Source organism: Hafnia paralvei ATCC 29927 (assembly GCF_001655005.1).
In the GTDB taxonomy this organism is placed as follows: domain Bacteria; phylum Pseudomonadota; class Gammaproteobacteria; order Enterobacterales; family Enterobacteriaceae; genus Hafnia; species Hafnia paralvei.
The window spans coordinates 86,573-111,242 of record NZ_LXET01000016.1; the positions used below are offsets into that span (position 1 = coordinate 86,573).

Here is a 24,670-nt window from a genome sequence, read left to right on the forward strand (position 1 = left end):
GGGGAAGCCCTTATGTCTATTCCGTTAAGAATAAAGAGCCAACACCGTGCTTGAACGCCTATCCTGGAAAAGATTGCTGCTGGAGCTGGTGTTTTGCTGTATTCCAGCATTGATCCTCGGGCTACTGATCGGCTATTTGCCGTGGTTTCTATTGACTGCTGTTTTAGCGCTCTTGGGATGGCATTGCTATAACCAACTGCGTCTTTCCCATTGGCTATGGGTTGACCGTAGCATGACCCCCCCCGCAGGGCGAGGCAGTTGGGAACCCTTGTTCTACGGCCTCTACCAGATGCAGCAACGTAACCGTCGCAGACGGCGTGAACTAGCATTACTGATTAAACGTTTTCGTAGCGGGGCAGAATCTCTCCCCGATGCGATCATCATGACAACCGAAGAAGGGAATATTTTTTGGTGTAATGGACTGGCCCAATATTTGTTGGGCTTCCGTTGGCCGGAAGACAATGGTCAGCATATTCTCAACCTTCTGCGTTACCCCGAATTTACTCAGTATCTGCAATCCCAAGATTTTACTCGTCCGCTTACCCTGCATCTGAATAATGGCCGTTTTGTCGAATTTCGTGTGATGCCTTATGCCGAAGGCCAGCTTCTGATGGTGGCGCGTGATGTCACGCAAACACGACAATTAGAAGGCACTCGCCGTAACTTCTTTGCCAACGTTAGCCACGAACTACGTACCCCGCTAACGGTGTTGCAGGGCTATCTGGAAATGATGAACGATGAAGATATGGCGGCGCCGGTGCGACAAAAAGCGCTGGTTACCATGCAGGAACAAACCAGACGCATGGATAGTCTCGTAAAACAGCTGTTGACGTTGTCAAAAATAGAAGCCGCACCGCCGATTGCACTCAATGAAATTGTCGATATACCGGTAATGCTCCATATGTTGGAGCGAGAGGCTCTCTCATTGAGCAATGGTCGCCATGAAATCACTTTCCGCATTAATGACAAACTGAAGGTGTTTGGCAATGACGATCAGTTGCGTAGTGCGGTATCGAATCTGGTGTATAACGCAGTAAACCATACGCCTGACGGCACGAAAATCGAGGTTTGCTGGCAGCAAACAGCGCAGGGCGCACAGTTTGAGGTGAGCGATAACGGACCGGGCATTGCGCCAGAGCATTTAGGGCATTTAACCGAGCGTTTCTACCGGGTAGATAAAGCGCGTTCGCGGCAAACCGGCGGCAGCGGCCTTGGTTTGGCCATTGTGAAGCATGCGTTGAATCATCACGAAGCCACGCTGAATATCATGAGTGAAATTGGCTTGGGAACGCGTTTCGTCTTTACTCTTCCACCCCATTTAATTGTACCGTTGGACAGTGAAAAACCAACGGCAAAAAACAAGGGCCAGAAAGGGCTTCCGAGTAAGGAAATTTGATGCAGGGACGTCAATTAAAGTATTGGAGAGCGGCGCTTGTTGGTGTCGTTTGTAGCGTTATTATTTACCCGTCGCTGGCTACTGCAAACCAATCCATGCTGTCAGGTAATCTTTCTAGCGCGGGTTCCGATACCATGGTGAACCTGATGTCGCTGTGGTCGGCGAATTTTTCGCAAGATAATCCCAACGTGAACGTTCAGCTACAGGCGGCGGGGTCTTCCAGTGCGCCAACGGCGTTAGCTGCAGGGGCAGCACAGTTAGGTCCGATGAGTCGGCCAATGAAGGCGGCAGAAGTTTCAGCCTTCGAACAACGCTATGGTTATCCACCGCTGGCGGTGCCGGTGGCGTTGGATGCGCTGGTTGTGTTAGTGCATCAGGATAATCCGCTGCGTGAAATTAGTTTTAATCAGCTCGATAGTCTCTACTCCACCACGTTGCGCTGTGGTGAAGCTTCCCTAATTACCCACTGGAAAAAGTTGGGATTGGGAGGGGAGTGGAAATCGCGTGCCATTTCGCTCTATGGCCGTAATTCTGCATCTGGCACCTATGGCTATTTCAAACAGCAGGTGCTGTGCGACGGTGATTTCAGCCCAAGGGTGAACGAACTGCCGGGCTCGGCGTCAGTGGTGCAGGCCGTTGCGGGCTCACTCAACAGCATTGGCTATGCCAGTATCGGTTTTCGCGCCAGCGGTGTGCGAACGCTAGCGGTAAGCAAATTTGGCAGCCCTGCGGTAGAACCGACGGCTGAAAATATTGTGCAAGGTCGTTACCCGCTGGTGCGCCATCTCTATATTTATGTGAATAAAGCACCGGGACGGCCTCTGTCGCCATTAACTGCGGCGTTTATGGATAGCGTGCTTTCAGAGCAAGGGCAAAAGCTGGTGTTACAGGATGGCTATATGCCGCTGTCGGCGGCTGATATCGCACGAGTGAGAGCGGAGTTGGGGTTGAAGTAAAGACACCTAATTAAATTGTCCATAATCTGAAATAAAGCTGGTGCTATTATCCACCAGCTAAATAAGTATGGCTAAGTTTGACATTTCCCTGATTTATCATCGGGGATGGCTCATATAATATTTTTACTTCACAGTTGCTCTTCTACCAATAGATGCCAGCCTTCAACATCTTTCCAGTATGACTGCTCTTTTTCCACGTCCAGCTGTACAAGGTTATTTTGTTGCAAATAACCTTTAGGGAAACGCAGGATCCAGTGGAAACCATCCGTTTCTAGCTCTAGTGATTCCGGCGTGGTGGTGGACTGGCGCTGATTGTTTAGCAGCGTTGCTAGTCGCAAAATTTGAATCAGCGGAATGTACTGTTTCTTTTTAAACAGCGTTAAACGTGGCAGTTCATCGAGCTTCACGCCTTTGCGGTGGAAACGTACTAACGTTGCCAGAAGTAACTGCTGTTCCTGATTAAACCCCGGTAGGTTGGTGTTTTGCAGGATATAGGCCGAATGGCGATGCATGCCGCTGTGGTTAATGCTTAAGCCAACTTCATGCAGCATCGCCGCCCAGTTAAGCAGTGCTTCCAACTGTGGATGCACCAGTTTGCTGTTCTGCGCCATCCATTGCGCATAAAGTTGTTGTACCGTACTGAGCACACGTTGAGCCTGCTCGCGGTCTATATTGTAATGTTCCGCCAAACTGCGTGCGGTGCGGCTGCGGATGTCCTGATGGCGGAAACGGCCTTCCATCTCATACAGAACCCCTTCGCGCAATGCGCCGTCCGAAAGACGTAGCTGTTTAATCGCTAGCGCATCAAAGACACCGCAGAGAATGGAGAGCCCCGGTACAAAGACGGCTTGGCGATCTTCTGATAGCCCCGGTAGTGTCAGCTCACTAAAACGTTTGTACTTGAGGACTTCACTGCGCAGCAATTCCAGACGTTCTGGCGTGATCAGCCCATCTTTTTCGCCCAAAGCAATCAGCACTTCATGGGCCGCCTTGATCGAACCCGACGCGCCGAGAGCAGCTTGCCAGCCTTGAATGCGATACTGCCATGCCATATTTTCCAGCTTTTGCGCCGCAGCTAGGCGCGCACGCTGGAAGTTATCTTTGCTAATAGTGCCGTTCGGGAAGAACTGTCGAGCGAAGCTGACGCAGCCCATCCGGCGGCTTTCGACCAGCAGCGGATCGAAATCTTCGCCGATCACCATTTCCGTGGAGCCGCCGCCGATATCAATCACCAGCTTGCGCCCTTTTTCTGGCTGGGTGTGCGCTACGCCCATGAAAATCAGGCGAGCTTCTTCGTGACCGGAAATAATCTCAATCGGGTAGGGAATCACTTTTGCTGCCCGTTTGAGAAACTCTTCCGCATTGGCGGCTTGACGCAACGAATGGGTGCCAACGATACAGACGTTTTCTGCAGGAAACCCTTGTAAACGCTCAGCAAACAATGCCAAACAAGCGATGCCGCGTTCCATGGCTTCTTCACTCAGCATGTTGTTGCTGTCTAGGCCATCGGCGAGATGTACCCGTTGCTTCAGGCGTCCCAGAACCTGAAGCGCGCCGTTAACGATACGGGCAATAACCATATGGAAACTGTTAGAGCCTAAATCGATAGCAGCAATTTCCTGCGGTTTATTATTAGAATGAGTTAGCGGCATAAGCGGCCTATAAGTCTGTAATTGTTATTGGTTATCGGGTTGTTCAAGAGCTTTGAGGTAATCATAAATAGCCAACTGAGAGCGCACCTTGCGGCGATTTCCGCGCGGAACATAGCGGTTACTGAGATCTTTATCAAGAAAACGTGCTTTGACGGTATCGCTGAACTGCAGTTCCAACAGATCCAATACGCGCTGGCGCAGCGTTGGATCGAGCAGAGATACGGCAACTTCAATACGATAGTCGATATTGCGCGTCATCCAGTCGGCAGATGAGAGATATACCAGCGGATCGCCATGATTTTCAAACACGTAGACGCGCGCGTGTTCCAAGAATCGATCGACGATGCTGATAACCTGAATGTTTTCGCTAACGCCCGGAATATTTGGCACCAGCGAGCACATGCCACGTACCAAAAGGCGAATTTTTACCCCAGCCGAAGAGGCGGTATATAAGCGATCGACCAAGCCTCTATCAACCAGATTGTTGATTTTCAGCGTGATCCCAGCGCTGAGCCCTGCCTGTGCACTAGTAATTTCCTGATCGATAAGCTGGTAAAGCATACGACGCGAGTTTTGTGGCGATACCATCAAATGCTCGAAACTGACCGGACGATACGGATTTTCAATAAAATTGAACACCCGACGCACTTCGTTGGTAATACGCGCATCGGCGGTGAGTAGGGAATAGTCGGTGTACAGACGCGCGGTTTTTTCGTTGAAGTTACCGGTACCGATATGAGCGTAACGAACGATGTGATCGCCTTCTTTACGAGAGATCAGGAACAGCTTGGCGTGGATTTTCAACCCTGGCGCGGAGAAAATGACATGCACGCCGGCTTCGGTTAAACGCTTCGCCCAGTGGATGTTGGCTTCTTCATCGAAGCGTGCCTGCAGCTCCACCACGACGGTCACTTTTTTCCCGTTGTGTGCTGCATGGATCATCGATTCGATAATGCGGGAATCTTTGGCGACGCGATAGATATTGATTTTTATGGCTAGCACGCTGGGGTCAAACGAGGCCTGACGTAGCAGTTCAAGTACGTGCTCGAAGGTGTGATACGGATAGTAAAGCAGCACATCGTGATCGCGGATGGCGTCGAATCCGTTGCGGAATTTATCGAACCAGATATGGCGCAAACGTGGCAACGGCTTATTCACCAAATGGGCGTTGCCGACATTCGGAAATTTAATAAAGTCTTTGAAATTGTGGTATCGACCACCGGCGATCACCGAGTCGTAGGAGGATATCCCTAATTTCTGACGCAGCAGTTCAACCAGTTCATCCGGCATATCCCGTTGATAAACAAAGCGTACTGGCTCTGCGGTGAGACGTTGCTTTAGGCTTGACGACATTAACTCCATCAAGCTGGACTCCATTTCCGTCACCAAGTCATATTCCGCGTCACGAGTCATTTTCATGGAATAGGCATTCAGCGCGTCATAATCGAAGAAGCCTTTGAAAATATCATCTAGGCAGTAGCGCAGGATATTATCGACAAGAATCATAGGTTTTCGGCGACGCGGGGTTTCCGGCGGCAGTATAATGAAGCGCTCAACCTTGTCGGAAGGGATCTCCAGCAGCGCATAGCTGGTGTGATGACCACGAATAATTTCGACGGCTAGATAGGTGTAGTCATCTTTGAGGAACGAGACCAAATCGGTTTCATTGTTTATCAGAATCGGAGTGATGTGCTGGCGTAGGTGATTCTTGAAATATTGGCGCAGCCATACCTGCTGGTTCTCTGAGAGTTGGCGCTCGTTAATCAAGAAAATCTGATTACGCGCCATTTCTAGCAGCAGTTCGTTGTATAACGAATCGAACTCCTGATCGGTTTTGAGCACTTTGGCCTGAATTTTTTTGAGTAAGTGGCGTGAGGCGCCGGTCGAACCTTGCTCTTCGCTGATAAGAATACGGCGCTTCAGATCGGCAAACCGAACCTTGTAGAATTCATCCAGATTGCTGGAGTAAATTCCCAGAAAACGCATGCGCTCAATGAGCGGATTGCTCTTGTCTGCGGCTTCCTGTAGAACGCGTTCGTTAAATGACAACCAACTTAGTTCTTTATCGATATAGAGCTTTTCCTGACCCATTGCGACTCCAATACTAGACAGCGACGATAAAAGTGGGAGTACCCAGTGTCTGCCTTTATTATGGCGAGAAGTTGACGCTAAAGTCCAATGACCAAACAGTAATGTAGCGTTAACAATGATGCCATATTATGCTGTGTCGCTTTTATTCTCCCTGTTAATGGAATTTGCATGGATCACACTACACCTGCGTTATTAATACGTGACAAGCGTCGAGCCTGGCGAGATCGCCTGACTCGCTACGTCGTTAGCACGGGCGGGATGGTAGTGCTAGCTATGCTGATGTTGATTTTTGTCTATTTGTTGGTTGCTGTTTGGCCGTTGTTCAAACCCGCCAGTATTGGTCAACCTCAAGCGTTGGCTTGGCCACAAAATGGCAACGCGGTAGCCGTCGGCGTTGATGCGACCCATCAAATGGTATGGCGCATTGATGAGAATGGAAAAGGGATGTTTCTTGCGCTTCAATCAGCCGATAAGCCGTTGCAATCGTTGCAGGAACAGCAGCTTACAACGTCTGCCCCCAGTGCTGTCGCCAGTATGAACGGCGATACTTACACTATTGTATTAGCCACCGTGGATGGCAAGGTGCTCTTAGTGAGCCCGCAGTTCCACCCAGTGGGTAAAACCGGAGATACCGGCCACTTCGCCCCAGACTGGGTCTATCTTCGTGGTTCAACACCGGAACCGTTTGATAATAAGCATCAGCCACTGCGTCAGGTTAGCCTAGGGACACAACAAAATCAGCCAATGGTAGCGGCGTTGACGCAAGATGGCCGAGTATTGTTAGGTCAGCTAGCCCAGACGGGATGGCAGGTGCGTCAGATTGAAGTGAATGCCCCTGTGAGTCAGGTGTTACTGTCTCCAGAGGGGAGTCGCCTGTTTGTGCTCAGTCCGAATCAGCTTACCGTTTTCCCGCTAAGCCAGGCGGCGGTAGGCAAAGGCCAGAATATTATTTTCGATCCACAAAAAACTGCACAGAAAAATATCGTCCGCATGGCATTGCTGCCGGGAGCCAGCTCCCTGTTGCTACAAAATGCTGAAGGCCAAATTAGCCAATGGTTTGATGTTCAGCGTAACGGCCAACGCGAACTGACTGAAATTAGACATTATCAGCCAGCCTTGGCCGATAGCATGTTGATTAATGAACCGTACCGGCGAGTATTTGCGGCGTTGGCACCGAGTGGAAAACTGGAGCTCTATTCTTCTCTACGCGAAAACGCGGTATTGCAGACGTCGATCGAATCAGGAGTCAAAACCGCATGGTTCGATCCGCAGGGAAAAGGGCTGCTGGTAGAGACGATGAAGGGCGCGTATTGGTATCCACTGAGTAACGATTATCCTGAAATCAGTTGGCGAACGCTGCTTAAACCGACTTGGTTTGAGAACTATCCACAGCCGGACTCTGTGTGGCAAACCACGTCAGGTAGCGATAATTATCAGGCCAAGTACAGCCTATGGCCTGTCGTCTTTGGCACACTGAAGGCCGCTTTTTATGCGCTTTTATTTGCAACGCCGTTGGCGGTAGCTGGAGCGATTTATACCGCCTATTTTATGTCTGCGCGTCAGAGAAGCATAGTAAAACCCGCGATAGAGATGATAGGTGCGTTTCCTACGGTGGTGATTGGTTTAGTCGCTGCCATTTGGCTGGCTCCCATCATTGAGAACCATCTTTTAGCTTTGTTGGCGCTTCCGGTGCTAATCCCTTTGGTGATTGTTGGTGGAGCCGCGCTCTGGACGCGCCTTTTCCCTGCGCTGGCTCAGCGGACAGGTTATCGGTTTGACGTCTGCGTGTTGTTACCGTTGCTGACGGTACTGCTGGTGCTATGGTTCATGTTGGCACCTCATGCAGAGATTTTATTATGGGGTATGCCGCTGCATGAACGTTTGGGCGACGGTTACGATCAGCGTAATACGTTGGTAGTCGCGATTGCACTTGGATTTGCATTAGTTCCGGTTATTTTCTCTCTGGCAGAAGACGCGCTGTTTAGCGTGCCATCCAGCTTGGCTCAGGGCTCTTTGGCGTTGGGTGCGACCCAGTGGCAAACCTTGATGAGAGTGTTGTTACCTAGCGCCAGTGCTGGGATATTTTCCGCTTTGATGATTGGTCTGGGGCGGGCAGTAGGGGAAACCATGATTGTGCTGATGGCGACGGGTAACACACCGCTATTGGATAATACGCCGTTCCAAGGTCTGCGAGCATTGGCGGCAAATATTGCGATTGAAATGCCAGAGGCCGTAGTGGGAAGCGCGCATTACCGCGTGCTGTTCCTAACGGCGCTGGTCTTGTTCCTGTTTACCTTTGTTGTTAACACGTTGGCAGAGGCCGTGCGTTTGAAACTACGTTTGCGCTACAGCGCTGATCGGGAAGGACTATGAGTACTCAGAGTCCAGTTCAAAACGTGGCAAAAACGCCTTGGATACGCAGTGGACGCCCGTGGATTTGGCTCAGCGCTGGCGCCGCGACTATCAGCCTCTTAGCGCTGATTGGGTTGATCGCTTTGCTAGCGGGGCAGGGTATGCGTTATTTCTGGCCGCATTCCGTCTATGAGTTTGAGCTGAAAAGCGGGCAGCATATTATCGGGGAGCGCTACGGCATCACTCAGGTTCCGCGTCAGCAGCTGTTGGATGCCGGCCTGAAATTAGCGCCGAACGCACCCGCCCAGCTTTCACGCTTTCTCATTAAAACCGGCAACCGTGAGTGGGAAAATCAGGATTTTTTAGTGGTGATGGCTGCGGATATCAGTCATACACGTAAGCCTAAAGATCTACTGGTTCTGGAGCGCGAGCATAACGGCAATGCTTATGGTTATTTGGTTGGGCTACTGGAGAATGGTCAACCTTTGGTCGGCCGCGAAATAGTACGCGATCTTGAGAGGCGAATTGCCAGAACTAAAGAGCTCAGCCAGAAAATAACTCATTTGCGCCAACATCAGCTTTCTGCCATCAGCGCCCAGTTTGAGAGCCTGCGTTTGACACAGCGACAGGCCGAAATGAAGGGGAAATGGGATGCGCGTTTACAAGCACAGGTAAAAGCCGAGCGTCAGGAGTTGGAGCGTAAACACCAACAGTTGATTGCTCGTATAGATGCGCTGGGTAGAGAGCAAAAAAGCGATAGCGTTCTATTACGTGATATGAACGGCGTGCAGAGAGAAATTCCGATTTATGAAATTCACGATGCTTGGCAGCCGAATGCGATGAGTACGGGCGACAAAGCTCGCCACTGGGTGAAGCAGGTTAAAAAATTTCTGGTGGATAGTCCGCGTGAATCCAACACCGAAGGCGGCGTTTTCCCTGCAATTTTCGGCACTATGCTGATGGTGATACTCATGTCCGTGATTGTGATGCCTTTGGGCGTGATCGCCGCCGTTTATCTGCATGAATATGCGCGTAAGAATTGGTTTACTCGCTTGATTCGTATCGCGGTCGTGAATTTGGCGGGGGTGCCCTCCATTGTGTACGGTATTTTTGGTTTAGGTTTCTTTGTATATGTACTGGGGGGCTCGATAGATCAGCTGCTCTTTAGTGAATCGCTGCCGAATCCAACGTTTGGCACGCCGGGGCTGTTGTGGGCGTCACTCACGCTGGCACTGTTAACGCTGCCGGTGGTGATAGTTTCTACTGAAGAAGGGTTGGCGCGAATTCCCGCCTCGTTACGACAAGGATCTTTGGCATTGGGGGCCACGAAAGCAGAAACGCTGCGCCGTGTTGTTTTACCTTTGGCTGTGCCTGCAATGCTAACAGGGCTGATCCTCGCCATTGCGCGAGCTGCCGGTGAAACCGCCCCGCTGATGCTGGTTGGGGTGGTGAAGTCAGCGCCTGAATTGCCAATTGATAGCGTGTTCCCTTATTTGCACCTGGATCGGAAATTTATGCATCTAGGATTCCAAGTTTATGACGGCGCACTGCAAAGTCCGAATGTTGAGGCTGCTCGTCCGCTGGTGTTTGCTACTGCATTTTTGTTAGTGACACTGGTGGTCGGGTTGAATTTAGCCGCGATGTCGATTCGTCATTATTTACGTGAGAAGTATCGTGCGTTGTCGCTTTAACGGTTTGTTGTCTATCTATTCTTCGAATTCCGCAGGGATAGGTATTTATTGTGAGGAGTCAATCCCGTGGGTTTAACCGCACCGGAAACATTGCCCCTATTGGATGTCCAAGCATTGCCAGCAGAGCAAACGGCGTTGGCCGCTCAAGACCTGAATCTGTTTTATGGTGCCAAACAGGTGCTGTTTGACGTGAATTTACGCGTCCCTAAGAATAGGGTAACCGCATTGATTGGGCCTTCTGGCTGCGGAAAATCAACGTTGCTGCGCTGCTTTAATCGTATGAACGATTTAGTGGAACAGTGTCGCGTGGAAGGTGAGGTAAGCGTCAACGGTAGCCGCGTGAGCGGCAATGATGTTGATGTGGCTGCGCTGCGTCGTCGTGTAGGCATGGTGTTTCAGCGGCCAAATCCGTTTCCGAAATCCATCTATGAAAACGTGGTTTATGGCCTACGGCTAAACGGTGTGCGCGATCGCCGCGTCTTAGATGAGACCGTTGAACGAGCGCTGCGACAGGCCGCATTATGGCATGAGGTGAAAGGTCGTTTGAGTGAAAACGCTTTTAAGCTTTCCAGCGGTCAGCAGCAACGACTGGTTATTGCCCGCGCTATCGCCATTGAACCGGAAGTATTGCTCTTGGATGAGCCAACGTCGGCGCTAGATCCCATCTCAACCCTAACGATTGAAGAACTGATTGTTGGGTTAAAACAAAATTACAGCGTGGTACTGGTGACGCACAACATGCAGCAGGCCGCACGAGTATCCGATTACACCGCATTTATCCATCAGGGAGAAGTGGTGGAATATGCAGATACCGACACCTTATTTACCTCGCCAAGGCAGAAAAGAACTGAGGATTATATTACGGGTCGGTATGGGTGATTTATTTATGCTGATCGTGCTATAGATCTCACTTTATCGAATTGATTAATAACTCCATTAATAGTGGAGTTATTCTCTTTTATATATAGTAGCGCGTTTTTACATCAGTTATTAAAGAAAGCATCCGATAAAAACTGTATGGTGTTTTTATCTTTTATGCCACACATCAACACAATATCTTTTATTTTATGCTTTCCTCCTCTAATTAATCTGATCGCCATATTGAATCTAGCCTCATTGACAATTTTTTTTGTAGACGTCCCTTCAATAACAAGCTGTCTTTTTAGTGAGGACTCGTTTATTTCTAGAGCTGAAGTTATTTTTTTTATAGTCCATTTTTTATTTAACTCCCGTGTCACTAGATCATATACTCTTTCATGTAATGTGGGTTTTATACATTTTGCTAACAGATCGATAAACCCTGACATGTTAACGAGATTATTGAGCAGTATGAAGATCATCGTTTTTTTCATTTGATGATCATTATGCACGGGTGATTTGCTTTCATTAAACTCACTAAATATTTTTTTTATTAGTTCGTTGCATGGCGAACGATAAATAATTCTATGTTCTATGCTATTGCTTAGTTTGTATATATTACCTCCTTTTTTTATTGGTTTTGTTTTATTTAGCGTTGGATATAATTCTGAAATTATAGCAATAGGAATGTCAATAACCCTAACATTTTGATATTGAGATGTTGAGACAATATTAATCCTTGTATTCTTAGGTATGAATAAATATTCGCTTTGATTAATTGAGTAAATATTCGCGTCGTCTAAATATAAAGATAAAATTCCATGTTCTATAGTGACAAAGACACTGTTAACGACATGTATACACATGATGTTCTGATCATGAATGTATTTTTTTTCTACTAACGTATTGTTTTCTCTATTCATATACAACCCTTTTTTGATATTTATCTATATCTCTTTTCTATTCTTTTAAGTGCGCCTAACTTTGATGTGAACCATAGTATTGAATTGATATATCTATGGATTGCCTAAAAAGCTACGTAATGGGATAAATCTTATGTGAGCATACCGTTATTACGTTGATGGGGATTCTTCATTAAGGATGAAATTAATAGCATACAAATAGTGAATGAAGCCAACGTCAGATTCGACTCCAATTTTTACATAAGCGCTTCGTTTGTGAGTGGATAACGTTTTTATACTTCTTTGCGTTATTCGCGAAACTTCAGTAAGGGAGACACCATTAGCAATAAAAGAGATTATTTTAAGCTCTGTAGCTGACAGCTTATGCTCTATAGCGCAGATAGATAGCGCATAAGATAAATTAGTTGTTTTTTTCATAGAAAATTAAGTGTTATATATTTGATTGATTAATAATTTACCTTCCTCAAATGATCGTCAAGTTTTTTTGGATAGCATCTTTATAAGGAGATAAATATGAACTGTAAGATAAAAAAAACGAGCGATGGTAACAATAAAATAAAAGCATCTGTTATTGTTAAAAAAGTTCATGTGGTTAATTCTGTCTTGGTGAGGTTAACCGGCGGGCACGCTTGGGTTGAACTGGGTATAAATAACGTGGAGGTAGTTGAGCTGAATCAAGGGGAAGTCATTTTTATTGAGAAAGGGCAATATATATCATTTTTCCATGAAAAAAAGTCAGAGGAAGATCATGTTCAAATTATTGAACTAAATGATGAGGTATTAATTGAGCTTTTCCCTATAATGTCGCATCTTTCCCCTGTTACGTTAGCGAAGAAAGTGAGCAGACGAATAGTAACATATTATAAAATTAAAGATAAACCATATATCAGCCACGTGTTTTTCGAATTGAATGGAGTCATGCGTACCCGCTCAGAGTTGGGGTATAAGGAGTATTTACATAGTGTGTACTATGTTTTATCTTTTTTTACTTGTTTGCAAGGATTTGTCTCTGTTATAGAGCGGACGATTAAGGTAAAGTATTGTGATAAGCTGTATAATATTATTATAAATGATATAAATAACAAATGGACATTGGAACTATGTGCTAGTATTTTATACGTTAGTGTATCAACGCTAAAAAGAAGGTTAGCCATGGAAGGAAAATCATTTCGTGAGGTTTATCTTGATGCAAGAATGAATGCCTCATTGATCTTATTAAGAACGACAAAGCTATCTATATCAGATATTGCTATAGAGAGTGGATTTAGATCTTGTTCAAGTTTTTCTACTACGTTTAAAAAATATTTTGGAGTTTCACCAAAGAGACTCTCATTACAAATTCATTATTGAGTAATTAAAATACATATCGTTCTAATTTTTATTTTTATATTCTCGCTTTAACTCTAAGATAAAATTTTGTATTGAACTTTCTGACTGAGGGATAAACAGTGAAAGATTTGTATTCATGGATTGATAATAATATAGAGTCGGATCTGAGCGTTGATGAAATTGTTGCACGTTCTGGTTACAGTCGTAGGCATTTGTATAATCTGTTTGTACAACAAACGGGAAAGAGCGTTGCTGAGTATATAAGGTTGAAGAAATTACGTTATGCAGCCACTTTATTAAAATTGACACATATGTCTATAGTTGATATTTCAATTCGTTTCGGTTTTGACTCATCACAAAGCTTTAGTCGTTTATTTAAAAAAATCTATCAATTAACTCCATCGGATTATAGGAGGAGTCATTGTTGGGATATATCTAAATATATTGTTGATAATGAGAAACCAAGTTGGTTGAAAGCAAAAGTCATTTACATAGGTGAAAATATTGGTTTGTCAGGGAAGGATTTTAACTATGAATTTGACGTTAGCCATAGAGACTCATCGTGGAAACCGGTAGCAAAGAAAATAATTCAAGATTTGAAAAAAGAAGTGATGAGCTTTGGAAGACGAGAGATTTTTACTCATATAGAATATTCTCCTTCATTTTATAATAAAGAAAAAGTATCAGTTAATTATATGATAGCAGAGAAGTGCAGTCTCTCTGAATCAATTAAAAACATTGATATTGGGATATACCTTAAAGTTTATTATCATGGTAGTATCGACGATATCATCGGTATATCTAAGCTAGCCTATACTCAATTTTTATTAAAAAGTGATTTCATTCGTCGCTCAGGTTGTGATTTTGAATACATTAGAGTTAATAGTGATGGTAGTATTCTGTACAGTTATAATATCCCTGTATCTATAAAATAATAGCTGGATAAATTAAAAGCCATGCCATAATGCATGACTTTTAAATTATTAAAAAATATTTCCTTTTGAATTTAGAATGACTTCTTACATATTATGTGATGAGCACTGGATCGTTCTCTCGCTATTCCATATGGAATATTGCTATTTTGTGGTTTTGAAAGACGGTATGTGAGTGCTGTGTCAGAAACAAATCCTGATGCAGTCCAGTGCAACTCTCTAGCATTATTGAAACCATATTTATCGTATCCTCCCCATAATAGTGTTGAAGCAGAAAGAGAACCTTTACCAAATACACCTGATGGATCACCGAAAGTACCTAAGTAAGGTAATACATATCCATTTTTTTCACAGAGTTGCTCCCCTTTCTCTTGGCTAACCATTTTATCTAATGAAAGAAAATACTCATCAAACTTGATGTTAAAGGTAAATTCATATTGATGACTATCTTGTACTCGTAGAGAAATAGCGCCATCTTTGCTATTGACGAAATGTTTATTTACAGTAACAGTGGCACTATGAGTATCCGGATCGGTCATACTCACTGAGGCATACATGGAACTAGACTCTTCAGTCTTTATTTTATAGCTAGGATTTCCTCCCTCTAGATATATAGATAATTTTGCACCTGCAAATACAGAGGGGATTGTGACTACATCATCATCAGGAGAGTCATTATTATTCCTGTCTACTTTTATCTTATGTCCATTGACCTCTACAAATGCCACGCGGAATGAACTTTTATCTCTATCGGATAGTATGATTTTTTTATTTATCCCAGTCATTTTTCCATCTATGCTTGGTTCAATAGTATATTCTCCGTTTAGTGTTCCTTTTAGCGATGCAGTATACTCACCAGGCGCATGCTCTTCGATGTTACTTAATGTAATGTCTGGTGTGGAAGGTGTATTCCCATTATGGTCTTTGATGCTGAATTTAATAACTTTTGCCATACCGCTCATAGTATTGCCAAATTTATCTTTTGGTATGAAAATTAAGTTACTAGTGTCAATATTATCTGCATTTATTTTTTGTGGATTCAAACTAAATATAGATTTTTCCGCCTCAAATTCTCCAGTGATTTTTACTGGTGTGATGTATGTGTACGTAAGAGATGAGCTAGGTACCGCAGTATAGCCAGTCGTTGATGTCGGATTTGTTTTTTTAATAATATTAAACTTAATAAAATACCCTAAGGCTGAATCACTTATTGGATATTCAATTTTATCGAAGCTATCTCTTATACATCCTTGATAGTTATTTTCAATCTGATGCTCATTATTGTTTTCATCAACCAAATAAATATCGCACTCATATAATGATTGTTCATTAGCACCAAAGTTATTATCGTAATCAAATATTTCTTGTCCATTTTTTGGACCAATTAACATTCTTGAGGTGAGTATAGATGTTGATGTGATGTCAGATTGTTTACCGTCAACTGTTTTATGCCAAGATTTAATGTCTATTACAGGGCGATGACCTACACTATATAACTCTGTAGTGGCCTCAACTCTGCTTGATGTTTTTATTTTCGTGGGGAGCGGTGTTCCATCAATATCTGCATTTGCCATTGTTGGTAATAACGATGCCCCAATGATTATTGTCAGTAATTTTTTATTCATCATTTTCATTGTATGTAACTCCCACCGGCTTCAGCGGTAACTTTTACTCTAACTTTTTTATTTTGTAGTGACTGACCATTTAACATAGGAGGCATGACCCATTTGGCCTTATTGGCACCGAGTATAGAGTCCCATCGTTGGCCGTCTGCTGATATTTCCCATTGATAAGTAAATATGGATGTGCAGTCGATATTATCTTCGCAGGTTGCGCGTGCTTGTAGCTCACTGCCGACTACAGGAGCTGCCGTACTACCGTTTAACTCATCAGTTCCAGGCGTGAATAGCACTTCCAACATGTTGATTTTCTTTATCAGGTCAACTTCTGGTGTCATTCTGATGGTGCCGCTGATGGAGTGAATCCCATTTGGCCCAGATGCACTGATATGCAAGTCTACCGGTGAAAGTTTTGCTCGACTTTGAGTTTCATAAACATTCACCTTCACTCGTTCTATCCAGTGACCATCGCGTTCCTCCCCGCCTAGCGGGGTAAACTGTAATCCTGCGGAATCAGAACTGTATTTCACATTTTCTGGTTTCAAAGTAATCCATTCATCTTTTGAGCGTTCTCGTACGTAGTGCCATTCGATCACGGCACCTTCTGTATCGTTAACCTCGGGTGAAGGTAAGATAAATACGCCGTTCTCGTGACGAACGTTCTCATGTATTACATTTATGTGAGACCGGAAGCTCTCTGGATTGACTGTCACAGTGACTGGAATGCGCTCAGAAGTGACACTATTGCCCTTGCTATCTGTGACCTTGAGATACAAGGCATACTCTTTATTTGCTGCGATTGTTAACGGAAGTTCAGGTAGCAGCAGAGGGCTGTTAAGATTTCCTTGTGCTTTCAGGCCGGCGAGGAGCTCAGCATCACCGAGCCATTCTAGTTTCTCTATCGGATAGCGACTGCTGACTCCAGCATGGAGCGTGACTGTCTGACCAGCTATGCCGTTGATTGGAATAGCGTGTACGCTGATTTTGCTTTTCTGCTCTCGGTATTCCATAACGATGTTGTAGTTACGGTCAACAAAAGAGGTTTTGTTGGTGCTATTGTTAGCGGATAAAACCCGAGATGGGTCAAGTTGTGCACTTAACGGCATGCCAAATATATAATTTAGGTTGATACCACCTTCAGCCTGTGAACCTCCGTCTCCGGCGTCTTTATAGCCGGCTCGCACTTCTATTAATGGCACTGGACGCAAGATGATAGCGCCGCTGATGGCGTTAGGGTCATTTGATAAGGTTTCATTTCCCAGAACATCAACCTTGTCACCGAAGTACTGTTCGTAAGCGATCTCAGCTCCAAACCAAGGTAATGAAGGTAGGCTTCCTTTGGCTCGTAGATCGAATCCGGTAGCTGGACGCTCATCGTGTAAATCTCTCACCTCGGATGTTTTCCAGTTCGTCAGCGGGAAATAATAGTTACTGGAGAACGTTAGCGTGTTGCGAAAAGCTTCGAGTCCAATGCTTCCCCGAAGGTGATTATATTTAACATCGCCATCTAGAAATGTATTCATGCCAAATAACCACGGGCCAACGTCCCGGCGATAGCCGACCCCAAGATTGACGAAGGTACGTCCATCAAAGCTATTGTTGTCGTGAGCTCGCAGTCCCAATTGGCCGAAGATCAGTGAAGAGGTGTTTTGCATTAAGGGCAGCAGAATGTCGGCTTCAGCCGAACGAAACTGGGTACCATCTTCTAGTTGTATACCGCCGCGAAACTGAGCTTGAGGAAAGAACGAGGTAATACTTTTATTAATAGCATCGTTGGCTAGGGATTCGGGATATGCAACGATCTGATTTTTGGCATATTCGCTGAGGTCGCCTTCTTGCAGTTGGCCTCCGATGGTTGCAGCCGTATTAGCGAGCCAGAGGTCTTGTTGCTGCTTGGCTGAAGCTAAATCGGGTTTCTCCGTTTCGACAGAAGTGCTGTTATCCAAGTGGCGATTTAGTGACGGAAGAGTCGCTGTAGCAATGGCCGTGGGAGTGATGAGCTGGGAGCTCACCAATGCCCAAGTTAGGCAACGAGCTAGAGGGGATTGCGTGAATTTCACTGTATTCTCTCCATGAAATTAAGCGAAGAGAGGAGATAAAAACCCTTCCCGTAGAGGGAAGGGGGGATGAATGCCGTCAACAAGTGGACAGGGCATTACTCCTCTCGTTGAGGCATATCAGAGTGGTTTGGCGCGCTTGTTTTTTTGTGCCGAGGCGTCTGATTTCAGACTGTTATTAGGTGTTACCAGAACGCGGAATAGTTTGTTCTGTTGGGTACCTTGGATTTGATATTGGTGGGCTATATCGCCTGTTGGTGTGATGTCTATGTATTCTGATGATTTATTTTCAGCCATCTGCCACTTGAAGTTGTAGTTTTTGACATCACAGACGTCCGCTGCATCATTAGCGCAAGTCAATGTGGCGACTAACGTGGAACCAACGATTGGTGTTCCTTGAATATCATTGCCGTTCAGCTCATTAGTCGGGCCGCTGACACCACTAGGATATTTTACTTCAATATTGACCAACTTGAGTTTGTTGGTGATGCTACCGTCGGCAGAACCTTCTCCATCAACGCCTGAAGATGCCTTTGTTAATAACACTGCTGTTGGCAAGAATGCGTTGCTTGGTACCCCTGTATCTGTTTGGATACGGTAGATAACCTTCACTTTTTTACCTGCAGCATCCGCTGGAATTTCAAAGGTTTTGCCAACACCGGCTGGATCACCTGAAGTTGCACTGTCGTTGTTGTCAACCAAATACCATTTGATACCTTCCTCAGACTGCACCATCTTATCCAACGAGAGCTTATCGCCATCGCTGTCGGTATATGCAATATTGGTAATTTCTAGCTGAGCTCCAGTCGTCAGATTCCCTTTGACGGTCAGTTTTTTGCCCCCTTCATTCGTTTGGACTGGGCGGTATCCTACGGAGGCGAGCGTGGGTTCAGACGTAGCGCTATTGGCTTTAAGCTCTGCGTTTGCTTGCATTGAAAAAAAAGTTGCTGAAACGGTAGCGGCTAATAATGTTTTTTTAAATATGTTCATGATGTGATTAGTCCATTAATAAAATGCACATTAGGTAGTGTTTTGTTACTTTTTGAAATATACCGACCACTCATGAGTTGTAAAAAAGAAACAAAAAGATACATCATTCAAAATGTTTATTACTTGATTGATATAAAAGGAAAAAATAGATTTCTTTGAAGGGAGGATTGAGCTGATATATAAAAAACTTGGACTATTTTAATTATGTTAATTGCTTTCTATTACTGATATTTCTATCACTCTTTTCCCAAGACTGTTTATGCTCGATCGTGAAAGGTTTCGTACGCCTAATGCACCGAAACCGACATGCACTCCGTGCAGGTACTCGAATCTCGTCATTCCGGCCTTAACGGAACGAACGGCAATCGCGAGTATTCGGGGCCAACGCAAGCGTTGTTCTTTTGCCGACGTCCCTGTCGGCGAATCCTAGCCTACATTTCTCCCTTCGGCTGAATGACAACGTGCCGGAAAAGGTCAACGTCAAAACCAAAAGATAAAATCAAAACCTTTTTTGGGTTTTAGTTTAAGTCTTGGCAGATAGAGCCGGCACGACAGGGAAGTCGTGACGGAGTTTGGGGCGCCCTAGATGGGCGATACCAAACCGGAGCGGAAATGGCGTCTCGGATAAAAGCGCGCGAGTGCAGAGACCACGCGCAGGTGGTCTCTGCCCGTACGCCTTCACCTAGGTAACAATGGAACTTGGTATAAAAAGGCGGGCGGAACATTACACCGCAGTCTCATAAACGACAGGCGAAAACACCCACCCACTAACTCACACCAAGCTTCCTAGCCATTTTCTCCTCAAGCCCCGCCTTAATCACTTTCCACTCATCGTCAATAATACTGAATCGCACAGAATTGCGTTTTCGGCCATCGGGCATGATTCGTTCATGGCGAATGATGCCTTCTTGTTGGGCGCCGATGCGTAAGATCGCGGCGCGTGAGCGGGTGTTATTTTCATCGGTGGTGAACTGTACACGTACGCATTCCATCACTTCAAAGGCGTAGGTTAGAAGGAGGTATTTAGCTTCAGTATTGATGCCTGAACGTTGAAAAGATTGGCTCAGCCACGTATGGCCAATTTCCAGTTTTCGGTTGGCGCGGTCAATTTTCCAAAAACGGGTGCAACCTACGACTTTGCGGCTTGCCGCATCGATAATCACAAAGGGGATATGGCTGCCGTTGTCGCGGTTTTCGAAAGCGTGATTGAGATATTGATCTATGGTTTGCGGGCTTGGGATCACGGTTAATGTCATCTCCCAAAGTTGCCCGTCTGATGCAGCATCAATGATTGGCTGGCGGTGCTCCACCTGTATTGGGTGCAGCTCAACAAGTTTGCCTTTTAAGACGGGCTGTTCCATATCAAACCTCGAATTACAGGATCTCTAATATCTGCTCAGGAGGACGGCCGATGCGCGCTTTTTTTCCCTTAACGACGATGGGACGTTCGATCAATTTAGGATGATTGACCATGGCATCGATCAATTGATCTTCCGTTAGGGATTCATCCGCCAGATTGAGTTCTTTATAGATATCTTCTTTATGGCGCATGAGCTGACGGGCGGAACTGAAACCGAGATCTTTCAACAGTGTTTTCAGCGTGGCCGCGTCTGGCGGAGTATCAAGATATTGAATAATCTGGGGTTCGATGCCTTGTTCTTGCAGCAGCGTGAGGGTTTCGCGGCTTTTGGAGCAGCGTGGGTTGTGATAAATCGTTACTCGTTGCGTCATGGATTTTCCTTAACGGCCTCCGCGTTGGTATTGCTTGAAGCGTTGTTGTAGTTGTCTAAGCTGATCGATACGCGCGTCGTAGCGAGCCTGTTTTAGGCTGCCAACGGGCATCAGTGCGCTGGCATTGCTGAGTAAGCCAATCGCCTGATCTAACTGACCTAACAGTGCCAAACTTTCAGCGCGAGCAGAAAGCTCTTCATCACGAAGGCCTTGTGCTGTGCTAGCTTGAGCGAGTAGATCCCAACCATTAGGATCATTAGGGTGCTCAAAGGTATAACGATAGAGTATCCGCGATGCTTTAGCGGCTTGGTTTCCTTCGACATAAGCGTTTGCCAGATTGATTTGCAAGACGGGCTCAGTGCGGTTTTTGGCTAACGCTTTCTCTAAACGGGCAATCGCAGTTGGTGCTTTTTTCTGCTCCAGATCGATATCTGTCATCAAGTCGATAAACCAGATGTTATCGGGCTGACTGTCAAGCAGAGGTTGTAGCATTTTTCGGGCATCATCATATTTGTTTGTTTGGCTAAATAAAATGGCACGACCATAGCGAGCGGCGGTTTGTTCGCGCACGTTGCCATTTTCCATCGCCTTGAGCACATCTTCCGTCAGGAACGTATTGCCATCTTGTCCACCGCTGTACATGCCAAGAGCGCGTACCTTCGCTAATAAATAATCTTGTGAGGACTGAACTGGGTGCGGAGGCATTTGATTAGCGCGGTTGCGTGTATCAGATAAACGACTATCGGGTAGGGGGTGAGTCAGCAAAATTTCTGGGGGCTTGGATGAATAGCGTAGCTGATCGGATAGCTTTTGCAGAAAATTTGGCATCGCTTGCGGATCAAAACCGGATCGTTGTAGCACTTGAATGCCGATACGGTCTGCTTCTTGCTCGTTTTGCTGCGTAAAGCTGATCATATTTTGCTGGCTACCTGCCAATGTACCGCTAAGCGCAGCCATACCAGCCTGTGGGCTTGCCATTGCCAGCAAGATTGAACCGAGTGCACCGACCCATGTCAGCGGCGCAGTACGCTGCTGCTCTTCCATCGCACGTGCTAAATGGCGCTGGGTGACGTGAGAGATTTCATGCGCCATAACCGAGGCCAGTTGGCTTTCATTATCGGTATATCGGAAGAGTGCGGAGTGTAAAACAACGTTGCCTCCGAAGAAGGCGAAGGCGTTGATTTCGTCGTTACGAACCAAATAGAAGTGAAACGGTGTGCGTACCGAGTTAGCATGAGCGACCAGCCTTGCGCCGAGCCCATTGATATACTCCATCAAAAGTGGATCGTTGATCAGCGGTGTACTAGCGCGCAACTGACGCACATAAAAATCACCCATCGCCAGCTCTTGGTTAATACTCAGCGTGTTTCCCGCAGTTGTACCAATGTCAGGCAGTTGGTCATCGCTAGGATCTGCTTTGCTTGGCATTGAGCCAGTGAGCAATAGCCCAGCAACTATCGTTGCGATAACCGATGTTTTAAACCGAGAAGTCATACGTGACAGTTCCATTCAGTTTCATCTGGTGAAAGCGTTAATCAATGGGATACAACGCATTTGTAAGAGTCAGTCATGGCATTTTTGACACTAAACCCCGATAAGAGTTCTTCTTAACTTTGTCACACTCAATTACACTCATTCCACAAATGAATATACCCGCTAACATGAAATTTTTGGGTATGCGCCCATTTTCAAGCGTGATCCTGTGTTGAGAATGGCGAAGTTTCTTGCTTGTTGGCTTATTCTGCCACCATAGCCTGATGGACTCCATGTCCTCATGACAGCAAAAATTATCATTTTACGTTATTGGCGATTTTTGCCAGCTCTTTTCAAGGATAAGAACTACACGTTTGTGCAGCTTAAGGAGTGACCCGCATGCTTGATATGTTAATGCAGTGGTATCGGAGACGATTTACCGATCCGCAGGCAGTAGCATTGCTGACGATCCTGCTAGTCGGTTTTTGTATCATCTATTTTTTCAACGGAATACTTGCTCCGTTGCTGGTGGCGATTGTTTTAGCCTATCTGCTCGAGTGGCCAACGCATAAACTGCAATTAATCGGCTTCTCTCGAGTATGGGCAGTGATTGCTGTACTCATTGTGTTTGGCGGAATTACCTTGCTGTCGGTCTTTGTCATTGCTCCTGCGGTATGGCAGCAGGGATTTAATTTGATGGCTGACATGCCCAAAATGGTCACTCGTTTCTATGAGTTTGCCGCCACACTGCCTAGTCGCTATCCGGCGCTGGTGGATGCGGGGATTATCGATATGGTCGTCGAAAATATTCGCGCCAAAATGGCGGTGATGGGGGAGTCGGTGGTGAAATTATCACTGGCGTCGCTAGTAGGACTTCTTACATTAGCGATCTATCTGATTCTCGTGCCTTTGATGGTGTTTTTCCTGTTAAAGGATAAAGAGCAGATGCTGAATGCTGTACGTCGAGTATTGCCTCGCGACCGTGGTTTAGCAGGGCAGGTATGGATTGAGATGAACCAGCAAATCACCAACTATATTCGAGGCAAAGTGCTCGAAATGGTGGTGGTCGGTATTGCGACCTATCTGGTGTTTCTGGTTGTTGATTTGCATTATGCATTGTTGCTGGCGGTATTGGTTGGATTTTCAGTTTTAATCCCCTATATCGGTGCAGTGCTGGTGACCATTCCGGTGGTTATTGTGGCGCTGTTCCAGTGGGGGCTGGGTGCGGATTTCTGGACGCTGTTTATTGCCTATCTGGTGGTGCAGGGGCTAGACGGGAATTTATTGGTGCCTTTGCTGTTCTCCGAAGCGGTCAACTTGCATCCGCTAGTGATCATTCTTTCGGTGATTATCTTTGGCGGCCTGTGGGGCTTCTGGGGCGTATTTTTTGCTATCCCGCTGGCGACCCTAGTGAAAGCCGTCATTCATGCGTGGCCAGATGAGTTTATCTCGGAAGCGGATTAATCATTGAGCTAAGAAAAAACAACGCCCTGCATGTGCAGGGCGTTGACGTTTTATGACGGCGGATGAGTTAGCCGTTATTTTTTACATAGTCCAGTACGATGTCGTGGTGGTTACTGGTTTTGAAATCGTCAAATACGTGCTGAACTTTGCCTTCTTCATCAATCAGGAAGCTGATGCGATGAATGCCGTCATAGGTTTTACCCATAAAGGTTTTTTCGCCCCAGACACCAAACTCTTCAGCGACTTTGTGATCTTCATCAGACAGCAATGTGAAGTTAAGAACTTCTTTTTCTACAAAGCGGGAAAGTTTTTCAGGTTTATCAGTGCTAATACCTAACACTTCTACACCCATTTTTTTCAATTCATCCATATTGTCGCGCAGGCCACAGGCTTGAACTGTACAACCTGGAGTCATGGCTTTTGGATAAAAATAGACTAAAACTTTCTGACCTTGGAAGTCGGCCAAGCTGATTTGCTCACCATCTTGATCTAACAGGGTAAATTTAGGAGCGATGCTACCGGCTTTCAATGGGCTCATTACTGCTCTCCGTCTTTATCTTCATGCAGGGAATAGTTCACGACGTTAATACTGCCCTGTGCGCTGAGTTCTGTACAGAGCTTCTCGAAAGCTTGTTCAATACTTTCTGCATCTTGGCTTGCAGGGCTATGTGCTGTGATTTGAATATACAGCTTTGGTGCTGCTGAATCTTGGCTTAATTGTGTCTTGGACACCAGCTCGGCGATGTTCATATGGTGCGAATCAAATAAGTCGGTGAAGCGCTCAATGATGTGCGGAGAATCTTTTACCTCAACCTGTACCCAAACGGTGGCTGGCATGGTTGGACGTTCATGCCATGTTGTACGCTTCATTACGATCAGCAAATCCATTTCGACACCTTTTAGCGGCAGAGTGGATTCAATCAGCGTGATAGCGTTCCAGCTACCCGAGAGCAGCATAATAAAAGTGAACTCTTCGCCCAACATTGCCAAACGGCTATCTTCAATATTACACCCGCAGCTACTGACATGGCGGGTGATGTTATTAACGATACCGGGGCGATCTGCACCTAAGGCGGTGATGACTAAATAGTGTTGATTGGGCTGTGGCAAGAGCATTCTTCCTGACTTTGTGATGGTATCCCAAGGTAAACATAAA

Annotated in this window: 20 protein-coding genes; 8 read left to right on the forward strand and 12 right to left on the reverse strand. The window is 45.7% G+C overall.

What is annotated here, in order from left to right; genetic code table 11:
* The first annotated feature begins 46 nt into the window (after positions 1-46).
* Together phoR and M988_RS05910 are read left to right on the forward strand one after the other, a co-directional pair.
* Entirely contained in the window at positions 47-1,396 is a 1,350-nt protein-coding gene (gene phoR / locus M988_RS05905) for a phosphate regulon sensor histidine kinase PhoR (RefSeq protein WP_064573276.1), read from the forward strand.
* Positions 1,396-2,352 carry a PstS family phosphate ABC transporter substrate-binding protein gene (locus M988_RS05910; RefSeq protein WP_064573278.1) on the forward strand — a complete coding sequence of 319 codons (957 nt, stop codon included), beginning with the start codon at positions 1,396-1,398 and terminating at the stop codon, positions 2,350-2,352. Before phoR ends, M988_RS05910 begins: the two co-directional genes overlap by 1 nt.
* A 128-nt stretch (positions 2,353-2,480) precedes the next feature.
* On the opposite strand, the gene ppx is transcribed toward M988_RS05910, so the two are convergent.
* Together ppx and ppk1 are read right to left on the reverse strand one after the other, a co-directional pair.
* Positions 2,481-4,004, reverse strand: coding sequence for an exopolyphosphatase (gene ppx / locus M988_RS05915; RefSeq protein WP_008814159.1), 1,524 nt, complete (start codon positions 4,002-4,004; stop codon positions 2,481-2,483).
* Between the two features lie 24 nt (positions 4,005-4,028).
* The gene (gene ppk1 / locus M988_RS05920) at positions 4,029-6,095 is read right to left on the reverse strand and encodes a polyphosphate kinase 1 (protein ID WP_004091971.1); all 2,067 of its coding nucleotides are present in this window, start codon (positions 6,093-6,095) and stop codon (positions 4,029-4,031) included.
* A gap of 168 nt (positions 6,096-6,263) precedes the next feature.
* Here ppk1 and M988_RS05925 point away from each other — a divergent pair, with 168 nt between their 5' ends.
* The 3 genes from M988_RS05925 (at position 6,264) to pstB (ending at position 11,017) form a co-directional block, all read left to right on the forward strand.
* Positions 6,264-8,468, forward strand: a complete 2,205-nt coding sequence (locus tag M988_RS05925; RefSeq protein WP_064573279.1) for an ABC transporter permease subunit — start codon at positions 6,264-6,266, stop codon at positions 8,466-8,468.
* Positions 8,465-10,138 (forward strand): phosphate ABC transporter permease PstA, encoded by a 1,674-nt coding sequence (gene pstA, locus M988_RS05930; protein ID WP_064573280.1) that lies wholly within the window; start codon positions 8,465-8,467, stop codon positions 10,136-10,138. Before M988_RS05925 ends, pstA begins: the two co-directional genes overlap by 4 nt.
* Positions 10,139-10,204: 66 nt before the next feature.
* A complete protein-coding gene (gene pstB, locus M988_RS05935) occupies positions 10,205-11,017 on the forward strand; it encodes a phosphate ABC transporter ATP-binding protein PstB (protein ID WP_008814156.1) in 813 nt (270 codons plus the stop codon).
* Between the two features lie 104 nt (positions 11,018-11,121).
* Here the strand turns inward: pstB and M988_RS05940 are convergent, their stop codons facing one another.
* A complete protein-coding gene (locus M988_RS05940) occupies positions 11,122-11,919 on the reverse strand; it encodes a hypothetical protein (RefSeq protein ID WP_061059761.1) in 798 nt (265 codons plus the stop codon).
* A 150-nt stretch (positions 11,920-12,069) separates the two neighbouring features.
* Entirely contained in the window at positions 12,070-12,336 is a 267-nt protein-coding gene (locus tag M988_RS23330) for a LuxR C-terminal-related transcriptional regulator (protein WP_071603094.1), read from the reverse strand.
* 96 nt (positions 12,337-12,432) lie between these two features.
* Between M988_RS23330 and M988_RS05945 the strand changes: the two genes are divergently transcribed.
* Both M988_RS05945 and M988_RS05950 read left to right on the forward strand, forming a co-directional pair.
* Positions 12,433-13,269, forward strand: a complete 837-nt coding sequence (locus M988_RS05945; protein ID WP_048797540.1) for an AraC family transcriptional regulator — start codon at positions 12,433-12,435, stop codon at positions 13,267-13,269.
* A 98-nt stretch (positions 13,270-13,367) separates the two neighbouring features.
* Positions 13,368-14,183 carry a helix-turn-helix domain-containing protein gene (locus tag M988_RS05950; protein WP_048797541.1) on the forward strand — a complete coding sequence of 272 codons (816 nt, stop codon included), beginning with the start codon at positions 13,368-13,370 and terminating at the stop codon, positions 14,181-14,183.
* A gap of 71 nt (positions 14,184-14,254) precedes the next feature.
* On the opposite strand, the gene M988_RS05955 is transcribed toward M988_RS05950, so the two are convergent.
* From M988_RS05955 to bepA, 6 genes are all read right to left on the reverse strand, one after another.
* Positions 14,255-15,814, reverse strand: a complete 1,560-nt coding sequence (locus M988_RS05955; RefSeq protein WP_064573281.1) for an Ig-like domain-containing protein — start codon at positions 15,812-15,814, stop codon at positions 14,255-14,257.
* A complete protein-coding gene (locus tag M988_RS05960; RefSeq protein ID WP_064573282.1) occupies positions 15,811-17,859 on the reverse strand; it encodes an inverse autotransporter beta domain-containing protein in 2,049 nt (682 codons plus the stop codon). The genes M988_RS05955 and M988_RS05960 overlap by 4 nt, the downstream gene beginning before the upstream one ends.
* Before the next feature lie 117 nt (positions 17,860-17,976).
* Positions 17,977-18,846 (reverse strand): ZirU family protein, encoded by an 870-nt coding sequence (locus M988_RS05965; protein ID WP_064573285.1) that lies wholly within the window; start codon positions 18,844-18,846, stop codon positions 17,977-17,979.
* 767 nt (positions 18,847-19,613) lie between these two features.
* Positions 19,614-20,207 carry a GNAT family N-acetyltransferase gene (locus M988_RS05970; RefSeq protein WP_061059765.1) on the reverse strand — a complete coding sequence of 198 codons (594 nt, stop codon included), beginning with the start codon at positions 20,205-20,207 and terminating at the stop codon, positions 19,614-19,616.
* 13 nt (positions 20,208-20,220) lie between these two features.
* Positions 20,221-20,577, reverse strand: coding sequence for an arsenate reductase (glutaredoxin) (arsC, locus tag M988_RS05975; protein ID WP_008814148.1), 357 nt, complete (start codon positions 20,575-20,577; stop codon positions 20,221-20,223).
* Between the two features lie 9 nt (positions 20,578-20,586).
* A complete protein-coding gene (gene bepA / locus M988_RS05980) occupies positions 20,587-22,071 on the reverse strand; it encodes a beta-barrel assembly-enhancing protease (protein WP_020303645.1) in 1,485 nt (494 codons plus the stop codon).
* A 378-nt stretch (positions 22,072-22,449) separates the two neighbouring features.
* On the opposite strand from bepA, the gene M988_RS05985 reads away from it, so the two are divergent.
* On the forward strand, positions 22,450-23,514 hold the full coding sequence (locus tag M988_RS05985) for an AI-2E family transporter (RefSeq protein WP_008814146.1): 1,065 nt from the start codon (positions 22,450-22,452) through the stop codon (positions 23,512-23,514).
* Positions 23,515-23,581: 67 nt separating this feature from the next.
* Here M988_RS05985 and bcp read toward each other — a convergent pair whose 3' ends face one another.
* A complete protein-coding gene (gene bcp / locus M988_RS05990) occupies positions 23,582-24,052 on the reverse strand; it encodes a thioredoxin-dependent thiol peroxidase (protein WP_008814145.1) in 471 nt (156 codons plus the stop codon).
* Positions 24,052-24,630 carry a glycine cleavage system transcriptional repressor gene (locus M988_RS05995; protein ID WP_004091990.1) on the reverse strand — a complete coding sequence of 193 codons (579 nt, stop codon included), beginning with the start codon at positions 24,628-24,630 and terminating at the stop codon, positions 24,052-24,054. The genes bcp and M988_RS05995 overlap by 1 nt, the downstream gene beginning before the upstream one ends.
* Positions 24,631-24,670: the final 40 nt, after the last annotated feature.

What these genes read in the sequence shown, in the direction of transcription:
- arsC (WP_008814148.1), bottom strand. Translation starts at nt 20,577, where the DNA reads ATGACGCAACGAGTAACGATTTATCACAACCCACGCTGCTCCAAAAGC.
- ppx (WP_008814159.1), bottom strand. Translation starts at nt 4,004, where the DNA reads ATGCCGCTAACTCATTCTAATAATAAACCGCAGGAAATTGCTGCTATC.
- M988_RS05925 (WP_064573279.1), top strand. Translation starts at nt 6,264, where the DNA reads ATGGATCACACTACACCTGCGTTATTAATACGTGACAAGCGTCGAGCC.
- M988_RS05910 (WP_064573278.1), top strand. Translation starts at nt 1,396, where the DNA reads ATGCAGGGACGTCAATTAAAGTATTGGAGAGCGGCGCTTGTTGGTGTC.
- bepA (WP_020303645.1), bottom strand. Translation starts at nt 22,071, where the DNA reads ATGACTTCTCGGTTTAAAACATCGGTTATCGCAACGATAGTTGCTGGG.
- M988_RS05955 (WP_064573281.1), bottom strand. Translation starts at nt 15,814, where the DNA reads ATGAAAATGATGAATAAAAAATTACTGACAATAATCATTGGGGCATCG.
- ppk1 (WP_004091971.1), bottom strand. Translation starts at nt 6,095, where the DNA reads ATGGGTCAGGAAAAGCTCTATATCGATAAAGAACTAAGTTGGTTGTCA.
- pstA (WP_064573280.1), top strand. Translation starts at nt 8,465, where the DNA reads ATGAGTACTCAGAGTCCAGTTCAAAACGTGGCAAAAACGCCTTGGATA.
- bcp (WP_008814145.1), bottom strand. Translation starts at nt 24,052, where the DNA reads ATGAGCCCATTGAAAGCCGGTAGCATCGCTCCTAAATTTACCCTGTTA.
- M988_RS05985 (WP_008814146.1), top strand. Translation starts at nt 22,450, where the DNA reads ATGCTTGATATGTTAATGCAGTGGTATCGGAGACGATTTACCGATCCG.
- M988_RS05995 (WP_004091990.1), bottom strand. Translation starts at nt 24,630, where the DNA reads ATGCTCTTGCCACAGCCCAATCAACACTATTTAGTCATCACCGCCTTA.
- M988_RS05970 (WP_061059765.1), bottom strand. Translation starts at nt 20,207, where the DNA reads ATGGAACAGCCCGTCTTAAAAGGCAAACTTGTTGAGCTGCACCCAATA.
- M988_RS05945 (WP_048797540.1), top strand. Translation starts at nt 12,433, where the DNA reads ATGAACTGTAAGATAAAAAAAACGAGCGATGGTAACAATAAAATAAAA.
- M988_RS05940 (WP_061059761.1), bottom strand. Translation starts at nt 11,919, where the DNA reads ATGAATAGAGAAAACAATACGTTAGTAGAAAAAAAATACATTCATGAT.
- M988_RS05965 (WP_064573285.1), bottom strand. Translation starts at nt 18,846, where the DNA reads ATGAACATATTTAAAAAAACATTATTAGCCGCTACCGTTTCAGCAACT.
- M988_RS23330 (WP_071603094.1), bottom strand. Translation starts at nt 12,336, where the DNA reads ATGAAAAAAACAACTAATTTATCTTATGCGCTATCTATCTGCGCTATA.